Genomic DNA, 15686 nt, shown 5'->3' on the forward strand with positions numbered 1-15686 from the left:
GTTCGATGTCGGCGCGGCTCAGTGGCCGCCGTCGCCGGGCAGTCCCTCGACGACGAGTGCGGCGAGCACGCGCGCGGAATGCCGAGTGAGTGGTTTCAGGTCTTTCCAGTGGATGACGGAACCGGCGGCGAGCACGGGGTCGTAGGGGATGCGGACGACCTCGCGCACCCGCGAGGCGAAGTGCCTGTCGATCTCTTCCAGCTTCACGAGATTCGTGGCCTGCGTCGCGGTGTTCAGCGCGACCACGGAGTTCTTGACCAGGTCCGCGTAGCCGTTCGCCTCGAGCCAGGTGAGGGTCTCCGACGCCAGTCGGGCCTCGTCGACGCTGCCGCCGGAGACGATGACGATCGAATCCGCCCGCTGAAGGGTCGCGCGCATGACCGAGTGCACGATGCCGGTGCCGCAGTCGGTGAGCACGATCGAGTAGAACCGGGCCGAGAGGTCGGCGACGACGTTGTAGTCGTCGGCCTCGAACGCCTCGGAGAGCAGCGGGTCGGTGTCGGACGCGAGGATGTCCAGGCGGGTCTCGTCGCGCGAGACGAGCGCCGAGAAGTCGGTGTAGCCGCCGATGGAGGGCGCCTTGCCGACGACGTCGCGCACGGTCGCGCCGGTCTGCTTGGTGATGCGTTCGGAGAGCGTTCCGCGGTCGGGGTTGGCGTCGATGGCGACGACCCGGTCCTCACGGGCATCCGCGAGCGCCATGCCGAGCAGGGCCGTGACGGTCGTCTTGCCGACGCCACCCTTGCGGGTGAGCACGGGAACGAAGCGGGTTCCGCCGCCGAAGGGTCGCTGGATGCGTTCGTCGAGGTTCTTGCGGGCCCGCACGGCACGCGAGTCTCCGAGATTGACGAGGTGGCCCGTCGCGTTGTAGACCACGCGGTTCCAGCCGCCCTCGGGCGCCGGGCGGGTCTTGCGGCTGGACTCGAGCAGCCGCTCGGGGGTGAGCATGCTCGCCGTCTCGGGACCGGCCGGCCGCGGAGGCGCCTTGGCCGAGGCGCCCTTCGAGGCGACGGCCTTGGTGGTTCCCGCTGTGGCGGAGGTGGCCGAGGGCGAGGATGCCGGCTTCTGGGCGCCGGCTCCCGCGCCGTCCGCGGAGCCCGCAGCCGGACCCTGGCCGCGGTGCAGTCCGCGCGTCGGCCCCGTCGTCACCGGAATGGAGTGCGTCGACACGTCGGCCGCCCGCACCGGCTGCAGGGTGATCTCGCCCCGCGCCACGTCGTCATCGGACTCGGTGTCGCGGGGGGTGCTCAGGTCGATGGTGACGCCGAAGCTCTCGGGCAGCGCAGCGGCCAGCGTCGGCCCGGTCTGGGGCGGAAGCTCGCTGTTGTACTCGTCCACCGGCTCCTGCCGTCCCCGACGGGCGCGCGCGTCGGCGCCGTCACCGCCCTGGTCCGTCACGGTCGGCTCCTTCCTCGCGGGCAATCCAGCACGACAGCCTATCCTGCCCGCACCACGACGAGCAGGTCACCGGCGTCCACCTGCTGGGTACGCGGGATGGCGACCCGTTCGATGACGCCCGCGACGGGCGTCGTGATGGCCGCCTCCATCTTCATCGCCTCGATGGAGGCGACGGCCTGGCCGGCCTGGACGCTCGCGCCGACCTCGACCTGCAGGGTGACGACGCCCGAGAACGGTGCCGCGACCTGTCCGGGCTGGTTGGCGTCGGCCTTCTCGGCCGCCTTGGACTCGACGGCGATGCCGCGATCGCGGACGAAGACCGGGCGCAACTGGCCGTTCAGCGTCGTCATGACGGTGCGCATGCCCTTGTCGTCGGCCTCGCCGATCGCCTCGAGACCCGCGTAGAGCCGTACTCCCTTGTCGATCTCGACGACGTGCTCGCTCCCCTGGCGCAGCCCGTACAGGTAGTCGGGGGTCTCGACGACGGAGAGGTCGCCGAAGAGTTCCCGGATCTGCTCGAACTGGCGGGTGGGCGCCGGGAAGAGCAGGCGGTTCAGCGTCGCCCGACGGGTCTGCGAGTCGGCCGCCAGGTCGGCGGCATCCTCGGGGCTGATCTCGGTCACGCCGACGCGGACGGTACGGCCGGCGAGGACCTTGCTGCGGAAGGGCTCCGGCCATCCGCCGGGGAGCTCGCCGAGCTCTCCGGCCATGAAGCCGATCACGGATTCGGGGATGTCGTACTTCTGCGGGTTCGCCTCGAAGTCGGCCGGGTCGGCGTGCACGGCGGCGAGCTGCAGCGCGAGGTCGCCGACGACCTTCGAGGAGGGCGTGACCTTGGGGATGCGACCGAGGATGCGGTTGGCGGCCGCGTACATGTCTTCGACGAGCTCGAAGTCCTCTGCCAGGCCCAGGGCGATCGCCTGCTGCCGCAGGTTGGAGAGCTGGCCCCCGGGGATCTCGTGGTGGTAGACGCGGCCGGTGGGGCCAGGAAGCCCGGACTCGAAGGGCCGGTAGACCTTGCGCACGGCCTCCCAGTAGGGCTCGAGGTCCGAGACCGCGTCCAGCGAGAGGCCCGTGTCGCGCGGCGTGTGCGCGAGCGCGGCGACGAGTGAGGATGCGGAGGGCTGGCTCGTCGTTCCGGCCATCGGCGCGCTCGCGACGTCGACGGCATCCACCCCGGCGGCGGCGGCCGCGAGCAGGGTCGCGAGCTGGCCCCCGGCCGTGTCGTGCGTGTGCAGGTGCACGGGCAGGTCGAAGCGCTCACGGAAGGCGGTCACGAGCTTCGTCGCGGCGGCGGGGCGCAGCAGGCCCGCCATGTCCTTGATCGCGAGCACGTGGGCGCCCGACTCGACGATGGCCTCCGCGAGTCGCAGGTAGTAGTCGAGGGTGTAGAGGTCCTCGGCCGGGTCGAGCAGGTCGCCGGTGTAGCACACCGCCACCTCGGCGATCGCGTGCCCCTCCGCGAGCACGGCGTCGATCGCGGGGCGCATCTGGCCGACGTCGTTGAGCGCGTCGAAGATGCGGAAGATGTCGATGCCCGTTGCGGCGGCCTCGGCCACGAACGCCTCGGTCACCGCCGTCGGGTACGGCGTGTAGCCGACCGTGTTGCGTCCGCGCAGCAGCATCTGGATGTTGATGTTCGGCAGCGCCTGGCGCAGGGAGGCCAGCCGCTCCCACGGGTCTTCGCCGAGGAAACGCAGGGCGACGTCGTAGGTCGCCCCGCCCCACGCCTCGACGGAGAGCAGTTGCGGGGTCATCCGGGCGACGTAGGGGGCGACGGCCGCGAGGTCGCGGGTGCGCACGCGGGTGGCCAGCAGCGACTGGTGCGCGTCACGGAAGGTCGTGTCGGTGACCGCGAGCGGCTGCTGGGCGCGCAGGGCCGCCGCGAAGCCGGCCGGGCCGAGCTCGAGCAGCCGCTGGCGGGAACCATCGGGTGCCGGGGTGCTGAGATCGATGGAGGGCAGCTTGTCGATTGGGTTGCCGCCGATCGGGCGGGCGCCGTTCGGCTGGTTCACGGTCACGTCGGCGAGCCAGTTGAGGATCTTCGTGCCGCGGTCCTTCGAGGGCCGGCCGCGCACGAGACCGGGCCGCTCGTCGATGAAGGAGGTGCTGAGGTCGCCGTGCTGGAAGTCGGGGTCTTCGAGCACCGCCTGCAGGAAGGGGATGTTCGTCGAGACGCCGCGGATGCGGAACTCGGCGAGGGCACGGCGGGCGCGCGCCACCGCGGCGGGAAAATCGCGGCCGCGGCAGGTGAGCTTCGCGAGCATCGAGTCGAAGTGCGGGCTGATCTGGGCGCCGGGGTTGATCGTTCCGCCGTCGAGGCGCACGCCGGCCCCGCCCGGGGAGCGGTAGGTGGTGATCTTGCCCGTGTCGGGGCGGAAGCCCGCCGTGGGGTCCTCCGTCGTGATGCGGCACTGCAGCGCCGCGCCGCGCAGCTGGATGTTCTGCTGCTGCAGGCCGAGGTCGGCCAGACTCTCGCCGGCGGCGATGCGGATCTGGGACTGCACGAGGTCCACGTCCGTGACCTCTTCCGTCACGGTGTGCTCGACCTGGATGCGCGGGTTCATCTCGATGAAGACGTGCTTGCCCGCGCGCTCGCCAGCCGTGTCGAGCAGGAACTCGACCGTGCCCGCGTTGACGTAGCCGATGGAGCGGGCGAAGGCGATGGCGTCGCGGTAGAGCGCCTGCCGGGTCTCCTCGGGAAGGTTCGGGGCCGGCGCGATCTCGATGACCTTCTGGTGGCGGCGCTGCACGGAGCAGTCCCGCTCGAACAGGTGCACGGTCTCGCCGGTGGCGTCGGCGAGCACCTGCACCTCGATGTGCCGGGGTCGCAGCACGGCCTGCTCGAGGAACATGGTGGGGTCGCCGAAGGCGCTGTCGGCCTCGCGCATGGCCTCGGCCAGGGCCGCCCGCAGCTTGTCCTTGCTGTCGACCCTGCGCATCCCACGACCGCCGCCGCCGGCGACGGCCTTGGCGAAGATGGGGAACCCGATCGCGTCGGCACCGGCGAGAAGCTCGTCGATGTCGCGCGAGGGCGGCGTGGAGGCCAGCACGGGAACGCCGGCGGCGATCGCGTGCTCCTTGGCGGTGACCTTGTTTCCGGCCATCTCGAGCACGCTCTTGCCCGGCCCAATGAACGTGATGCCCGCTGCGGCGGCCGCCTCGGCGAGCTCGGGGTTCTCCGAGAGGAAGCCGTAGCCCGGGTAGATGGCGTCGGCACCCGACTCGCGGGCGACGCGGATGATCTCGGCGACATCCAGATACGCGCGCACCGGATGCCCGGGCTCGCCGATCTGGTACGCCTCGTCGGCCTTCAGGCGGTGCAGGGAGTTGCGGTCTTCGAACGGGAAGACGGCGACGGTCCTCGCTCCCAATTCGTAAGCGGCCCGGAACGCTCGGATGGCGATTTCACCGCGGTTGGCAACAAGGATCTTCGTGAACATGCAGGCCTTTCACAGCACCCCGACAGGGGCAACGCAGCGGTTTAGGTTCTCCCAGACTAGTAAAGGTAACGTATCTGTTTGTGCACGTACTCTCCGTCAGCTCCTTGAAGGGAGGCGTCGGCAAGACAACGGTGACCCTCGGACTGGCCTCGGCCGCATTCGCCCGTGGAATCCGCACGCTTGTCGTCGACCTCGACCCGCAGTCTGACGTGTCGACGGGAATGGCCGTCAGCATCGCCGGACACCTCAACGTCGCCGATGTGCTGGCGAGCCCGAAAGAGAAGATCGTGCGCAGCGCGATCGCCACGAGCGGGTGGACGCGGGGTCGCCCGAATTCGACGCTCGACGTCATGATCGGCAGCCCGTCGGCGATCAACTTCGACGGACCGCATCCGCATGAGCGCGACATCTGGAAGCTCGAGGACGCTCTCGAGACGATCGAGGACGAATACGACCTCGTCCTCGTGGACTGCGCGCCGACCCTGAACGCGCTCACCCGCACGGCGTGGGCCGCGAGTGACCGCGTCGCCGTCGTCACCGAGCCCGGCCTGTTCTCCGTCGCGGCCGCGGACCGCGCACTGCGCGCCATCGAGGAGATCCGCCGCGGCATGTCGAGCCGTCTCCAGCCGCTCGGCATCATCGTGAACCGCACCCGCGTCGCCTCACTCGAGCACCAGTACCGCATCAAGGAGCTGCGCGACATGTTCGGGCCGCTCGTGCTCTCCCCCCAGCTGCCGGAGCGCACCTCATTGCAGCAGGCGCAGGGCGCCGGTCAGCCGCTGCACGCCTGGCCGGGCGAGAGCGCCCTGGAGATGGCGCGCTACTTCGACCAGCTGCTGGACCGGGTGCTGCGCACCGCGCGCATCGGCGAGTACGCCAACCTCGCCTAGCTTCGGCGCCGATCGTCCGCCCCGCGGCGCGCGAGCTGAGCGGCGCGTGTGGTGTGGGGCGGATCAGCCGGTCTTGCGCACGGCGCGACGCACGGCCAGTTCGTCCATGTGATCGCTCGGCTGCATGTCGAGTTCGACGAGGCTGGACTCCACCTCGCGCAGCACCTTGCCCACGGCGATGCCGAAGACGCCCTGGCCGCGGCTCACGAGGTCGATGACCTCGTCGTCGGAGGTGCAGAGGTACACGCTGGCGCCGTCGCTCATGAGCGTCGTCTGCGCCAGGTCGTTGACGCCGGCCTCGCGCAGCTGGTTCACGGCGGTGCGGATCTGCTGGAGCGAGATGCCGGTGTCCAGAAGGCGCTTGACGAGCTTCAGCACCAGGATGTCGCGGAAGCCGTAGAGACGCTGCGAACCCGAACCCGCTGCTCCCCGAACCGTCGGCTCGACGAGTTCGGTGCGTGCCCAGTAGTCGAGCTGGCGGTAGCTGATGCCCGCAGCGCGGGCGGCGACGGCGCCGCGGTAGCCCGTGGAGGCATCCATCTCGGGCAGTCCGTCGGTGAAGAGGAGACCGAGGTCGTAACGCTCGGAATCACTCCGGCTGAGTTCACTCATGGTCGGCCTCTTTCAACGGTGCGGGCGGAACAGCACCGCTGCTCTCAACGGTAGCGATGCGAGTGTGCTGCCTCAATGATCCGCTCCCAGCGTGTCGCCGATCATCGTTGCGTCCCGCGCACGATCGCGGCGCGCGTGAGGTTCGCGCGCACCGTCTCCAGATGGGTCGCGACCTCGATCGCGAGCTCGGCCGCCTTGGCGCGGCTGGCGCTGTCGCGCTTGCGCGCGAGCGTCGCCGTCGCGGTCTCGACGAGAGCCGCCTCGCGCTCGGCGGCTGCCCGGAAACCGCGCAGGTGCCGCGGCTCGATGCCGACACGGCGCAGTTCGACGAGGCAGCGCAGCACGGTCACGGCATCCTCGCCGAACACGTCGCCGGCGTTCAGGAGCGAGGCCGAGACCGCCTCGCCGAGCAGGGCGGAACTCGCACCCGCCTCGCTCAGCAGTTCCTCGCGGCTGAGCCGGCGGGCACTGCCGAGCATGGAGGGCGCCGTGGCGGCGGGCAACGTGGGCACGTGGCCGGCATCGAGTTGCTCGAGATGGCTGCGGATGACCTTGAGCGGGAGGTACTGGTCGCGCTGCATCGTGAGGATGCGCTCGATGCGCTCCAGGTCGGCGGCGCCGAACTTGCGATAGCCCGACTCCGTGCGGGCCGGCGAGATGAGGCCCTGCTCCTCGAGGAAGCGCAGCTTGGAGGGGGTCAGGTCAGGGAACTCGGGGCTCAGACGCGCCAGCACCTGTCCGATGCTGAGCAGTTGCGCCGTGCTCGGCGCGCGTACGGCGGCCGGTGCGCCTGCCATCACGCTCCGGCGAGGTCGTACCTCGACGAGTAGAAGGTCAGGCGGAACTTGCCCACCTGCACCTCGGCCCCGTCGCTGAGCATGGCCGTGTCGATGCGCACCCCGTCGAAGTAGGTGCCGTTCAGCGAGCCGAGGTCCTTGACCTCGAAGGCCGTGCCGTGGCGCAGGAACTGCGCGTGGTGACGTGAGACGGTGACGTCGTCGAGGAAGATGTCGGCGTCGGGATGGCGTCCGGCCGTGGTCACGTCGGAGTCGAGCAGGAAGCGGGCGCCGGCGTTCGGGCCGCGGCGCACCACGAGCAGCGCAGAGCCGGAGGGCAGTGCCGAGACGGCATCCTCCTCCTCGGCCGTGAGATCGGAGTCGAGGGCGGAGAGTGCGGCGGCCTGTTCCTGGGTGAACGACAACGTCGTGTCCGTGGAAGGCTCGAACGGCTTCCCGCCGATGCCGTTGGCCGGTTGGCCGAACAGCGGATTCTCCGACTGACCCACGATGCCCCTTTCCTTTTCATTCCAGCGTATCGGATCGCGCAGCCGGCGCGAGGTGCGGGAGGCGAATGACACGCCCGGTTTCGATCGCGTAGATCACGCCGGCCCACCAGTAGAGGAACGTGCCCCACAACGCGATCGCCCAGCCGACCGGCTCCGCGACGACGGCGGCGGCCGGGAATGCCACGCCGAGCATGATCACGGGCAGGCCGAGGAAGAGCGCGAAGGTGGCCACCTTGCCGAGCTGGTGCACGGGCAGCGGGCCGAAGCCGTGCCCGGCGAGCACCATGCCGAGCACGAGCAGGAAGACGTCCCTCCCGACGATGAGGGCGACGAGCCACCACGGGATCAGCTCGCGGGTGGCAAGGCCCAGCAGCGCAGCGAACAGGTAGAGGCGATCGGCGGCCGGGTCCAGCAGCTGGCCCAGTCGCGAGACCTGGTTCAGGCGCCGGGCGAGGTAGCCGTCGAGGAAGTCGGTGATGCTCGAGACGACGAGCACGACGAGGGCCGCCACGAAGTCGCCGATGACGAGCAGCATGAGGAAGACCGGCACGAGGGCGAGCCGTATGAAACTCAGCACGTTGGGCACGGTCAACACGCGAGCGCTGGGCTCCATCTGCGCGGCCACGGGCCGAGTCTACAATGCGAGACATGAACCCCCTCGTGCTCTGCCTCTGGATCTGCGGGGCACTCGTCGCAGCCACCTGGCTCGCCTCCCTCCTCACGCGCGAGTACTCGTGGGTGGACCGCATCTGGTCACTCGCGCCGATCGCCTACGTCTGGGTGTTCGCGGCGGCCAGCGGATTCTCCGACCCGCGCCTGCTGATCATGGCCGTGCTGGTCACGCTGTGGGGTACGCGGCTCACGTTCAACTTCGCGCGCAAGGGCGGCTACGCCCCGGGCGGCGAGGACTACCGCTGGGCCGTACTGCGTAGCCGGATGTCGCCGGCGGCATTCCAGGCCTTCAACTTCTTCTTCATCGCCCTCTACCAGAACGCCCTCATCCTGGGCATCTGCCTGCCCGCCTGGACGGTCTACGACAACGGCGGTGCGGCGCTGAACGGCTGGGACATCGTGCTCGCCGTGCTGTTCCTGCTCTTCCTCGCCGGCGAGACGGCGGCCAACCAGCAGCAGTGGAACTTCCACCAGTGGAAGAAGCGGGAACTCGCGGCCGGCCGCACCGTGTCACCCGGCTTCCTCACCCGGGGTCTGTTCCGCTTCTCGCGGCATCCCAACTTCTTCTTCGAGCAGGCGCAATGGTGGGTGTTCTTCCTCTTCGCCGTCACGGCGACCGGCCAGCTGCTGCACTGGAGTCTGCTCGCCCCCGTGCTGCTCACGCTGCTGTTCGTGGGATCGACCGTCTTCACCGAGTCACTCTCGCGGGCACGGCATCCGGAGTACGCGGACTACCAGGCCGCCACATCACCCGTCATCCCGTGGTTCCCGCGCAAGCACGCCGATCCGACACCGGCGACGACCGGCTGAACTCAGGCCGTCGGCAGCAGCGCCCGCAGGCCCGGCCAGCTCGCCGCGAATCCGGGGTGAAGCTCGAGGGCGTCGAGCTCGTCGACGGGGACCCAGCGCACGGCGATGCTCTCGGGATCGTTGATGACGGGCTCGAAGGCACGCACGGCCCGGGCGATCACCGTCGTGTACGACCAGAACCCCACGTCGAAGACCGAGGTGGTGAGCACCTCGAGGTCGCCGGCGCGTACGCCCGCCTCCTCCTGGGCCTCCCGCAGGGCGCCGTCGACCGCGCTCTCGCCCTCGAGGCGGGCCCCGCCAGGCAGGCCCCAGGTTCCGCCGAAATGACTCCACGCGGCCCGATGCTGCATGAGGACTCCGGCGACGGGATCCCACGCCAGCAGCCCGGCCGCACCGAATCGCCCCCAGTAGCGGGCGCCGTCCGGCCCCTCGACCCAGGCGTCTCCGCTGCGCATGCTCACTCCCCCAGCATGCCCCACGGCCAGCCGTGAGGCGTTACCGATCGTCGTGAACCGTCACGGCATCCGCCATGGCCGAGAGGAAGCGCCCGACGATCACGCGCTCATCGGGGGTGAGGGTCTCAGCGACCTCCAGCATGCGCCGGTGCATCGGTCCGAGCCTCTTGCGCACCTCTTCGTGGGAGCTGTCGGTCGTGGTCAGCACGAGCGCGCGCCCGTCGCTCGGATGCGGCTGGCGGCGCAGGTGCCCCGATGCCACGAGGCGCGTGACGAGCTTCGCGGTCGCCGCCGTCGAGATGGCGAGGTGCCGGGCCAGGTCGGTCGGTCCGACGGAGGTGCCGTTCTTCTCCGCGGCGATGATGAAGCGCAGGGCGGCGAGGTCGGTCTCCCCCATGTCCATGTCGCCCTGGGTGCGCACCCGCATCAAACGGTCCGCGGCCCGGAACCGGCGCATCGCCTCGAGAACGGTGATCGCAGCGGTGGTCTCGCCGTCCTCGACGTCGTACCAGTACGCCACACCCTCATCGCGTGCGTCGGTTCCCGTGGACATGAGAACATGCTAACGTCGATCTGGCTAACTGAGTTAGCTAATTGTGGAGGAATGCATGACGCTGTTGCCGACGGAGCACCCAGTGGACGATGAGATCGTTCTCGTCGACCTCGACGGAGCGCCGGTCGGCACCGCCATGAAGGCCGAGGCCCACGGTCCGGATACCGCCCTCCACCTCGCCTTCTCGTGCTACGTGGTCGACAGGGACGGCCGCCTGCTCGTCACGCGGCGTGCGCTGGCGAAACGCACCTGGCCCGGTGTGTGGACGAACTCGTTCTGCGGGCACCCCCGTCCGGCCGAGCCGCTCCTGAGCGCCGTGCACCGGCGCGCCGACGCCGAACTCGGCATCCGGGTGCGCGACGTGCAGCTCGTGCTGCCCCTCTTCCGCTACCGCGCAACGGATGCCGGCGGCACGGTCGAGAACGAGATCTGCCCGGTCTACATCGCCGTCACCGACGACGCGCCCGACCCCGATCCCCGCGAGGTGGCCGAGTTCACCTGGGTGAGCCCGGCGGCGCTCGTCGACGCCGTCGAGGCGACCCCGTGGGCGTTCAGCCCGTGGATGGTGCTGCAACTGGGCGAGCTGGAACGCTTCCATGCCTGAGATCGCCATCGACGCGGTGCAGCTCCGGCTCGACCGGATCTTCGCCGAGGCGCTCGAGCGCGCCGACGCCTTCGGGCCGGACTACGTCGAACTCTGGCGCCGGCTCGAGGCGGCGAGTACGGGCGGAAAGCGCGCACGGCCGGCACTCGTTCTCGCCGCCTACGAGGCCTTCGGTGGCGCGGACCCCGAGGCGGCGACGGCTCTCGCGGCGGCGTTCGAGCTGCTGCACACCGCCTTCCTCATCCACGACGACATCATCGACGGCGACGAGTTCCGGCGGGGTGCTCCCAACGTCGCCGGCGCGTTCGCGACGCGGGCACGTGCCCGCGGCGTCGAATCGGGCCGGGCGCGGGAATGGGGAACCGCCGCAGCACTGCTCGCCGGCGACCTCGCCCTGAGCCTCGCCCACCGCCTCGTTGCCTCCCTCGACGTGCCCGCCGAGGTGCGCATGCGGCTGCTCGAGATCATCGACCGTGCCGTCTTCGTCTCGGCTGCGGGCGAACTCGCGGATGTCGCCGGAGCGATCAACACGCCACCCCTGTCGGAGGTCATCGCGACGCTCGAGCGCAAGACGGCCGTCTACTCCTGCGAGGCGCCCCTCCAGGCGGGCGCCGTGCTCGCCGGCGCCGGCGAGCGGGAGATCTCCGCGCTCGGCCGATTCGGCCGCTTCGCCGGTATCGCCTTCCAACTCACGGACGACCTCCTCGGCGTATTCGGCGACGGTGCGGTGACCGGCAAGAGCGTTCTGGCCGACCTGCGTGCCGGCAAGGCGACCACCCTGCTCGCGCATGCGGCGACCACGGACTCCTGGGCGGCGATCAGCGCGCTCATCGGCGACCCCTCGCTGGAGGAGGACGCGGCGGCCGTCGTGCGCGAACACCTGCACCTCTGCGGCGCCGACGCCGAGACGCAGCGACTGGCTGAGCAGTACGCCGCTCTCGCGGTCGCCGAACTCGCCGCATCCGAGCTGCCGGAGACCCTCGCCGATGAGCTGGCCGAGTTCGCCTCGTCCGCGGTGAGCAGGGCGCGATGACCGACTCCCTCTATACGGCCGCAGCCCACGCGAGCGCGGCGGCCGTCATCGCGCATTACTCCACGTCGTTCGGAACCTCGACGCGCCTGCTCGCCCCCGAGTTGCGCACCCCCATCCGTTCCATCTACGCCCTCGTACGGGTCGCGGATGAAGTGGTCGACGGATCGGCGGCCCAGGCGGGGCTCAGCCTCGCGGAGCAGAGGCGCCAGCTGGATGACCTCGAGAACGAGACCGTCCGGGCCCTGGACTGCGGCTTCAGCACCAACCTGATCGTGCACGCCTTCGCCGACGTCGGGCGCCGCTACGGCATCTCCCCGAGCCTGACCGCCCCGTTCTTCGCCTCCATGCGTCGAGACCTGGACTCGGCCCCACTGGCCGACGGGGAGTTGGGCAGCTACATCCACGGCTCCGCAGAGGTCGTCGGCCTGATGTGCCTGCGGGTCTTCGTGGCCGGCGTGAGCTATTCGCCCGAACAGCACCGCGTGCTCGAAGCCGGCGCGACCCGTCTCGGCGCCGCGTTCCAGAAGGTGAACTTCCTGCGCGACCTCGCGGCCGACGCCGGCCAGCTGGGTCGCAACTACCTGCCCGGCGTTCAGGGCGCCGCGCTCACGGAGACCACCAAGAACGCCCTGCTCGATGACATCGACGACGACCTGCTCGCCGCCGAGGAGGCGATCACCCTGCTTCCGCGCGGGAGCAGGGTCGCCGTCGCCACGGCCGCCCGGCTGTTCGCGCGGCTGGCCGAGAAGCTGCGCCGCACGCCGGCCGAGCGGCTCATGGTCACGCGCGTGCGCGTGACGGATGCGGCCAAGCTCGGCATCGCGGCGCGCACCGCGCTCAGCTCGGGAGGACGACGACCGTGACGCGCACCGTGATCATCGGCGGCGGCATCGCCGGCCTCGCGACGGCGGCACTGCTGGCCCGTGAGGGCAGGCAGGTCACGCTCCTCGAGGCGAACGCCACGCTGGGCGGACGCGCCGGCCTGTGGGAGAGCGCGGGCTTCCGCTTCGACACCGGGCCATCGTGGTACCTCATGCCCGAGGTCTTCGACCACTTCTACCGCCTGCTCGGAACGAGCGCCGCCGAGCAGCTGGACCTGCGCACCCTCGATCCGGGCTACCGGCTCTACTTCGAGGGCACGTCGCAGCCGGTCGACGTCGCGGCGTCGCGCGAGGCCAACATCCGTCTCTTCGAGAGCATCGAGCCTGGGGCCGGTGCAGCGCTGGAGCGCTACCTGCGCTCTGCGGAGGGCGCGTACCGTGATGCCGTGGAGCGATTCCTCTATACAGACTTCTCGTCGCTCGCGGCGATCCGCTCCCCCGGGCTGGGCGCACGCGTACCCGCCCTGCTGCGGCTGCTCACCCAGAGCCTCGACACGTACGTCTCCCGGCGCTTCCGCGATCGCCGACTGCGCCAGATCCTCGGCTACCCCGCGGTCTTCCTCGGCTCATCGCCCTTCGACGCCCCGGCGCTCTACCACCTGATGAGCCACCTCGACCTCGCCGACGGCGTGCGCTATCCGCAGGGCGGGTTCCGCACCCTGATCGACTCCATCGCCCGCCTCGCTCGCGAGAACGGTGCGCTCCTCCTCACGGGCGCGCGGGTGCGCGCCATCACCACGACCTCCGAGTCGCCGGTCTCGGTGACCGGGGTGCAGGTCGAGATCGACGGAAGCCTGCAGCAGATCGCCGCCGACGAGGTCGTCTCGTGCGCCGACCTGCACCACACCGAGACCGAACTGCTTCCCGCGGCCCAGCGCACCTATCCGGAACGGTGGTGGAGACGGCGCAACCCCGGGCCCGGTGCCGTGCTCGTCATGCTCGGAGTGCGCGGGCGGCTGCCGCAGCTGGCGCACCACACCCTCGTCTTCACCGCGGACTGGCGCACGAACTTCGCTCGCATCTTCGGCGCCCGGCCGGGCGTGCCCGAGCCGGCCTCGTTCTACGTCTCGATGCCGAGCGCGACCGATCCCAGCGTGGCACCCGCCGACCACGAGAGCCTCTTCCTGCTCATCCCGGTGCCGGCCGATCCCTCGATCGGCGCCGGCGGGCTCGAGGGCGACGGCGACGCCGCGGTCGAGTCCGCGGCCGATGCCGCGATCGACCGGTTGGCGCAGTGGGCCGGCATCCCCGATCTGCGGGAACGCATCGTGCTGCGGCGCACCGTGGGACCGGCCGACTTCGCGAGCGACCTGAACGCGTGGCAGGGCGGCGCCCTCGGTCCCGCCCACACCCTGCGCCAGAGCGCGTTCCTCCGCGGGTCCAACCGCTCGCACCGGGTACGTGGCCTCAGCTACGCCGGCGGAACGACCATTCCCGGAGTGGGACTGCCGATGTGCCTCATCAGCGCAGAGCTGCAACTGAAGCGGGTGCGCGGCGAGGTCGCACCCGGTCCCGTCGCCGTCGCGGATGCCGTGGCGGCGGAGAGCTGATGGGTGCGGCCTACCTCGGGGCACTGCTGCTCTCCATAGCGGGGATGGTCGTGCTCGATGCGCGCTTCCGGCTGTTCTTCTGGCGCTCCCCCTGGCGGGCGGCGGCCGTGCTCGCCATCGGGGTCGCCTTCCTGCTCCTCTGGGACCTCGCGGGAATCGCGCTTGGGCTCTTCCTCGTGGGCGATTCGCCCTTCCTGACCGGCCTCATGTTGGCCCCCGAGCTGACGCTCGAGGAGCCGTTCTTCCTCGTGCTGCTGTGCTACCTGACCATGAACGCGATCGCCCTGACCGAATCCCTGATGAAACGGCGTCGCGCATGACCTACGCCCTGCTCGACGCGATCGCGCTCGCCATCGTGGCCGTGGTCGGCGTCGTGGCGTTGCGCCGGCGTCCGCGCCTGCTGGCGCCCATCGGCATCGCCCTCGTGCTCACACTCGTGGCGACCGCCGTGTTCGATAACATCATGATCGCCGTCGGGATCATGTCGTACTCGGTGCATTCCCGTAGCGGCATACAGATCGGGCTCGCACCGATCGAGGACTTCGCCTACCCGGTGGCCGCGGCGGTGCTGCTGCCATCGCTCTGGGTGCTTCTGGGAGGCCGGCGTGAGAGCAACGACTGAGGGCACCGGCATCGCGCGCGCGTTGTTCCTCTCCTCGCGCCCGTTGAGCTGGGTGAACACGGCGTATCCCTTCGCCGCGGCGTACCTGCTCTCGACCGGCCGGATCGATGCCGTCTTCGTGATCGGCACGCTGTTCTTCCTCGTGCCGTACAACCTGCTCATGTACGGCGTCAACGACGTCTTCGACTACGCGTCAGACCTGCGCAACCCGCGGAAGGGCGGCGCAGAGGGCGCACTGCTGAGCCCGAGACTGCACCGCCCGATCATGCTCGCAGCGAGCATCAGCAGCGGCGTCTTCGTCGTCGCGCTGCTGATCGCAGCGGGCACCGCGCAGCCGCTGTCGTGGATCGTGCTCGCCGTCAGCATCTTCGCCGTGCTCGCGTACTCGGTGCCCGGCCTGCGCTTCAAGGAGCGCCCGCTGCTGGACTCGGCGACGTCGGCGACGCACTTCGTCAGCCCCGCCGTCTACGGACTCGCGGTCGCCGGTGCAGTGCTCACACCGCCGCTGCTCGCGCTGCTCGTCGCCTTCTTCCTCTGGGGCATGGCCAGCCACGCCTTCGGGGCGGTGCAGGACGTGGAGCCGGACCGAGCGGGAGGCATCGCCTCGATCGCGACCTGGCTGGGGGCCGCCCGCACCGTGCGGTTGGCGATCGTGCTCTGGGCCGCGGCCGGCTGCCTGATGCTGCTGACCGAATGGCCGGGTCCCCTCGCCGCGCTGCTCGTGCTGCCCTACATCGTCGCCGCGGCGCCGTTCTGGTCGGTGAGCGACGCCGGCTCCGGCGCGGCCAATCGCGGCTGGCGGGCCTTCCTCGGCATCAACTACGTCGTCGGGTTCCTCGTGACGCTCCTGCTGATCTGGTGGCAACTAGTGTGAGGAG

Annotated in this window: 17 protein-coding genes; 9 read left to right on the top strand and 8 right to left on the bottom strand. The window is 70.4% G+C overall.

Annotated features, from left to right (window positions below; translation table 11 throughout):
• Window positions 1-18 precede the first annotated feature (18 nt).
• On the bottom strand, window positions 19-1398 hold the full coding sequence (locus WDJ51_RS14895; RefSeq protein WP_337853254.1) for a MinD/ParA family ATP-binding protein: 1380 nt from the start codon (window positions 1396-1398) through the stop codon (window positions 19-21).
• Between the two features lie 38 nt (window positions 1399-1436).
• Complete coding sequence (locus WDJ51_RS14900) at window positions 1437-4841, bottom strand: pyruvate carboxylase (RefSeq protein ID WP_337853255.1); 3405 nt, start codon at window positions 4839-4841, stop codon at window positions 1437-1439.
• A gap of 80 nt (window positions 4842-4921) precedes the next feature.
• Here WDJ51_RS14900 and WDJ51_RS14905 point away from each other — a divergent pair, with 80 nt between their 5' ends.
• On the top strand, window positions 4922-5731 hold the full coding sequence (locus WDJ51_RS14905) for a ParA family protein (protein ID WP_337853256.1): 810 nt from the start codon (window positions 4922-4924) through the stop codon (window positions 5729-5731).
• A 63-nt stretch (window positions 5732-5794) separates the two neighbouring features.
• On the opposite strand, the gene WDJ51_RS14910 is transcribed toward WDJ51_RS14905, so the two are convergent.
• From WDJ51_RS14910 to WDJ51_RS14925, 4 genes are all read right to left on the bottom strand, one after another.
• A complete protein-coding gene (locus tag WDJ51_RS14910; protein WP_337853257.1) occupies window positions 5795-6343 on the bottom strand; it encodes a MerR family transcriptional regulator in 549 nt (182 codons plus the stop codon).
• 101 nt (window positions 6344-6444) lie between these two features.
• A complete protein-coding gene (gene ftsR, locus WDJ51_RS14915; RefSeq protein ID WP_337853258.1) occupies window positions 6445-7140 on the bottom strand; it encodes a transcriptional regulator FtsR in 696 nt (231 codons plus the stop codon).
• Window positions 7140-7631, bottom strand: coding sequence for an FHA domain-containing protein (locus WDJ51_RS14920; protein ID WP_443218511.1), 492 nt, complete (start codon window positions 7629-7631; stop codon window positions 7140-7142). The genes ftsR and WDJ51_RS14920 overlap by 1 nt, the downstream gene beginning before the upstream one ends.
• Before the next feature lie 13 nt (window positions 7632-7644).
• Window positions 7645-8253: a CDP-alcohol phosphatidyltransferase family protein gene (locus WDJ51_RS14925; RefSeq protein WP_337853259.1), complete on the bottom strand. Its 609-nt coding sequence runs from the start codon at window positions 8251-8253 to the stop codon at window positions 7645-7647.
• A gap of 23 nt (window positions 8254-8276) precedes the next feature.
• Between WDJ51_RS14925 and WDJ51_RS14930 the strand changes: the two genes are divergently transcribed.
• Window positions 8277-9110: a DUF1295 domain-containing protein gene (locus WDJ51_RS14930; RefSeq protein ID WP_337853260.1), complete on the top strand. Its 834-nt coding sequence runs from the start codon at window positions 8277-8279 to the stop codon at window positions 9108-9110.
• A 2-nt stretch (window positions 9111-9112) separates the two neighbouring features.
• On the opposite strand, the gene WDJ51_RS14935 is transcribed toward WDJ51_RS14930, so the two are convergent.
• Together WDJ51_RS14935 and WDJ51_RS14940 are read right to left on the bottom strand one after the other, a co-directional pair.
• Complete coding sequence (locus WDJ51_RS14935; protein WP_337853352.1) at window positions 9113-9565, bottom strand: NUDIX hydrolase; 453 nt, start codon at window positions 9563-9565, stop codon at window positions 9113-9115.
• A 40-nt stretch (window positions 9566-9605) separates the two neighbouring features.
• Entirely contained in the window at window positions 9606-10118 is a 513-nt protein-coding gene (locus WDJ51_RS14940; protein WP_337853261.1) for a MarR family winged helix-turn-helix transcriptional regulator, read from the bottom strand.
• An 82-nt stretch (window positions 10119-10200) separates the two neighbouring features.
• On the opposite strand from WDJ51_RS14940, the gene idi reads away from it, so the two are divergent.
• The 7 genes from idi to WDJ51_RS14975 are packed head-to-tail and all read left to right on the top strand — an operon-like array spanning window position 10201 to window position 15682.
• Entirely contained in the window at window positions 10201-10722 is a 522-nt protein-coding gene (gene idi, locus WDJ51_RS14945) for an isopentenyl-diphosphate Delta-isomerase (RefSeq protein ID WP_337853262.1), read from the top strand.
• Window positions 10715-11755: a polyprenyl synthetase family protein gene (locus WDJ51_RS14950; protein WP_337853263.1), complete on the top strand. Its 1041-nt coding sequence runs from the start codon at window positions 10715-10717 to the stop codon at window positions 11753-11755. Before idi ends, WDJ51_RS14950 begins: the two co-directional genes overlap by 8 nt.
• Complete coding sequence (locus WDJ51_RS14955) at window positions 11752-12618, top strand: phytoene/squalene synthase family protein (protein ID WP_337853264.1); 867 nt, start codon at window positions 11752-11754, stop codon at window positions 12616-12618. Before WDJ51_RS14950 ends, WDJ51_RS14955 begins: the two co-directional genes overlap by 4 nt.
• A complete protein-coding gene (gene crtI / locus WDJ51_RS14960) occupies window positions 12615-14186 on the top strand; it encodes a phytoene desaturase family protein (protein WP_337853265.1) in 1572 nt (523 codons plus the stop codon). The genes WDJ51_RS14955 and crtI overlap by 4 nt, the downstream gene beginning before the upstream one ends.
• A complete protein-coding gene (locus WDJ51_RS14965; protein ID WP_337853266.1) occupies window positions 14186-14506 on the top strand; it encodes a lycopene cyclase domain-containing protein in 321 nt (106 codons plus the stop codon). Before crtI ends, WDJ51_RS14965 begins: the two co-directional genes overlap by 1 nt.
• On the top strand, window positions 14503-14808 hold the full coding sequence (locus WDJ51_RS14970) for a lycopene cyclase domain-containing protein (protein WP_337853267.1): 306 nt from the start codon (window positions 14503-14505) through the stop codon (window positions 14806-14808). The genes WDJ51_RS14965 and WDJ51_RS14970 overlap by 4 nt, the downstream gene beginning before the upstream one ends.
• Window positions 14792-15682: a prenyltransferase gene (locus tag WDJ51_RS14975; protein ID WP_337853268.1), complete on the top strand. Its 891-nt coding sequence runs from the start codon at window positions 14792-14794 to the stop codon at window positions 15680-15682. Before WDJ51_RS14970 ends, WDJ51_RS14975 begins: the two co-directional genes overlap by 17 nt.
• Window positions 15683-15686: the final 4 nt, after the last annotated feature.

It is taken from the genome of Rathayibacter sp. YIM 133350 (assembly GCF_037404875.1).
In the GTDB taxonomy this organism is placed as follows: Bacteria; Actinomycetota; Actinomycetes; order Actinomycetales; family Microbacteriaceae; genus Orlajensenia.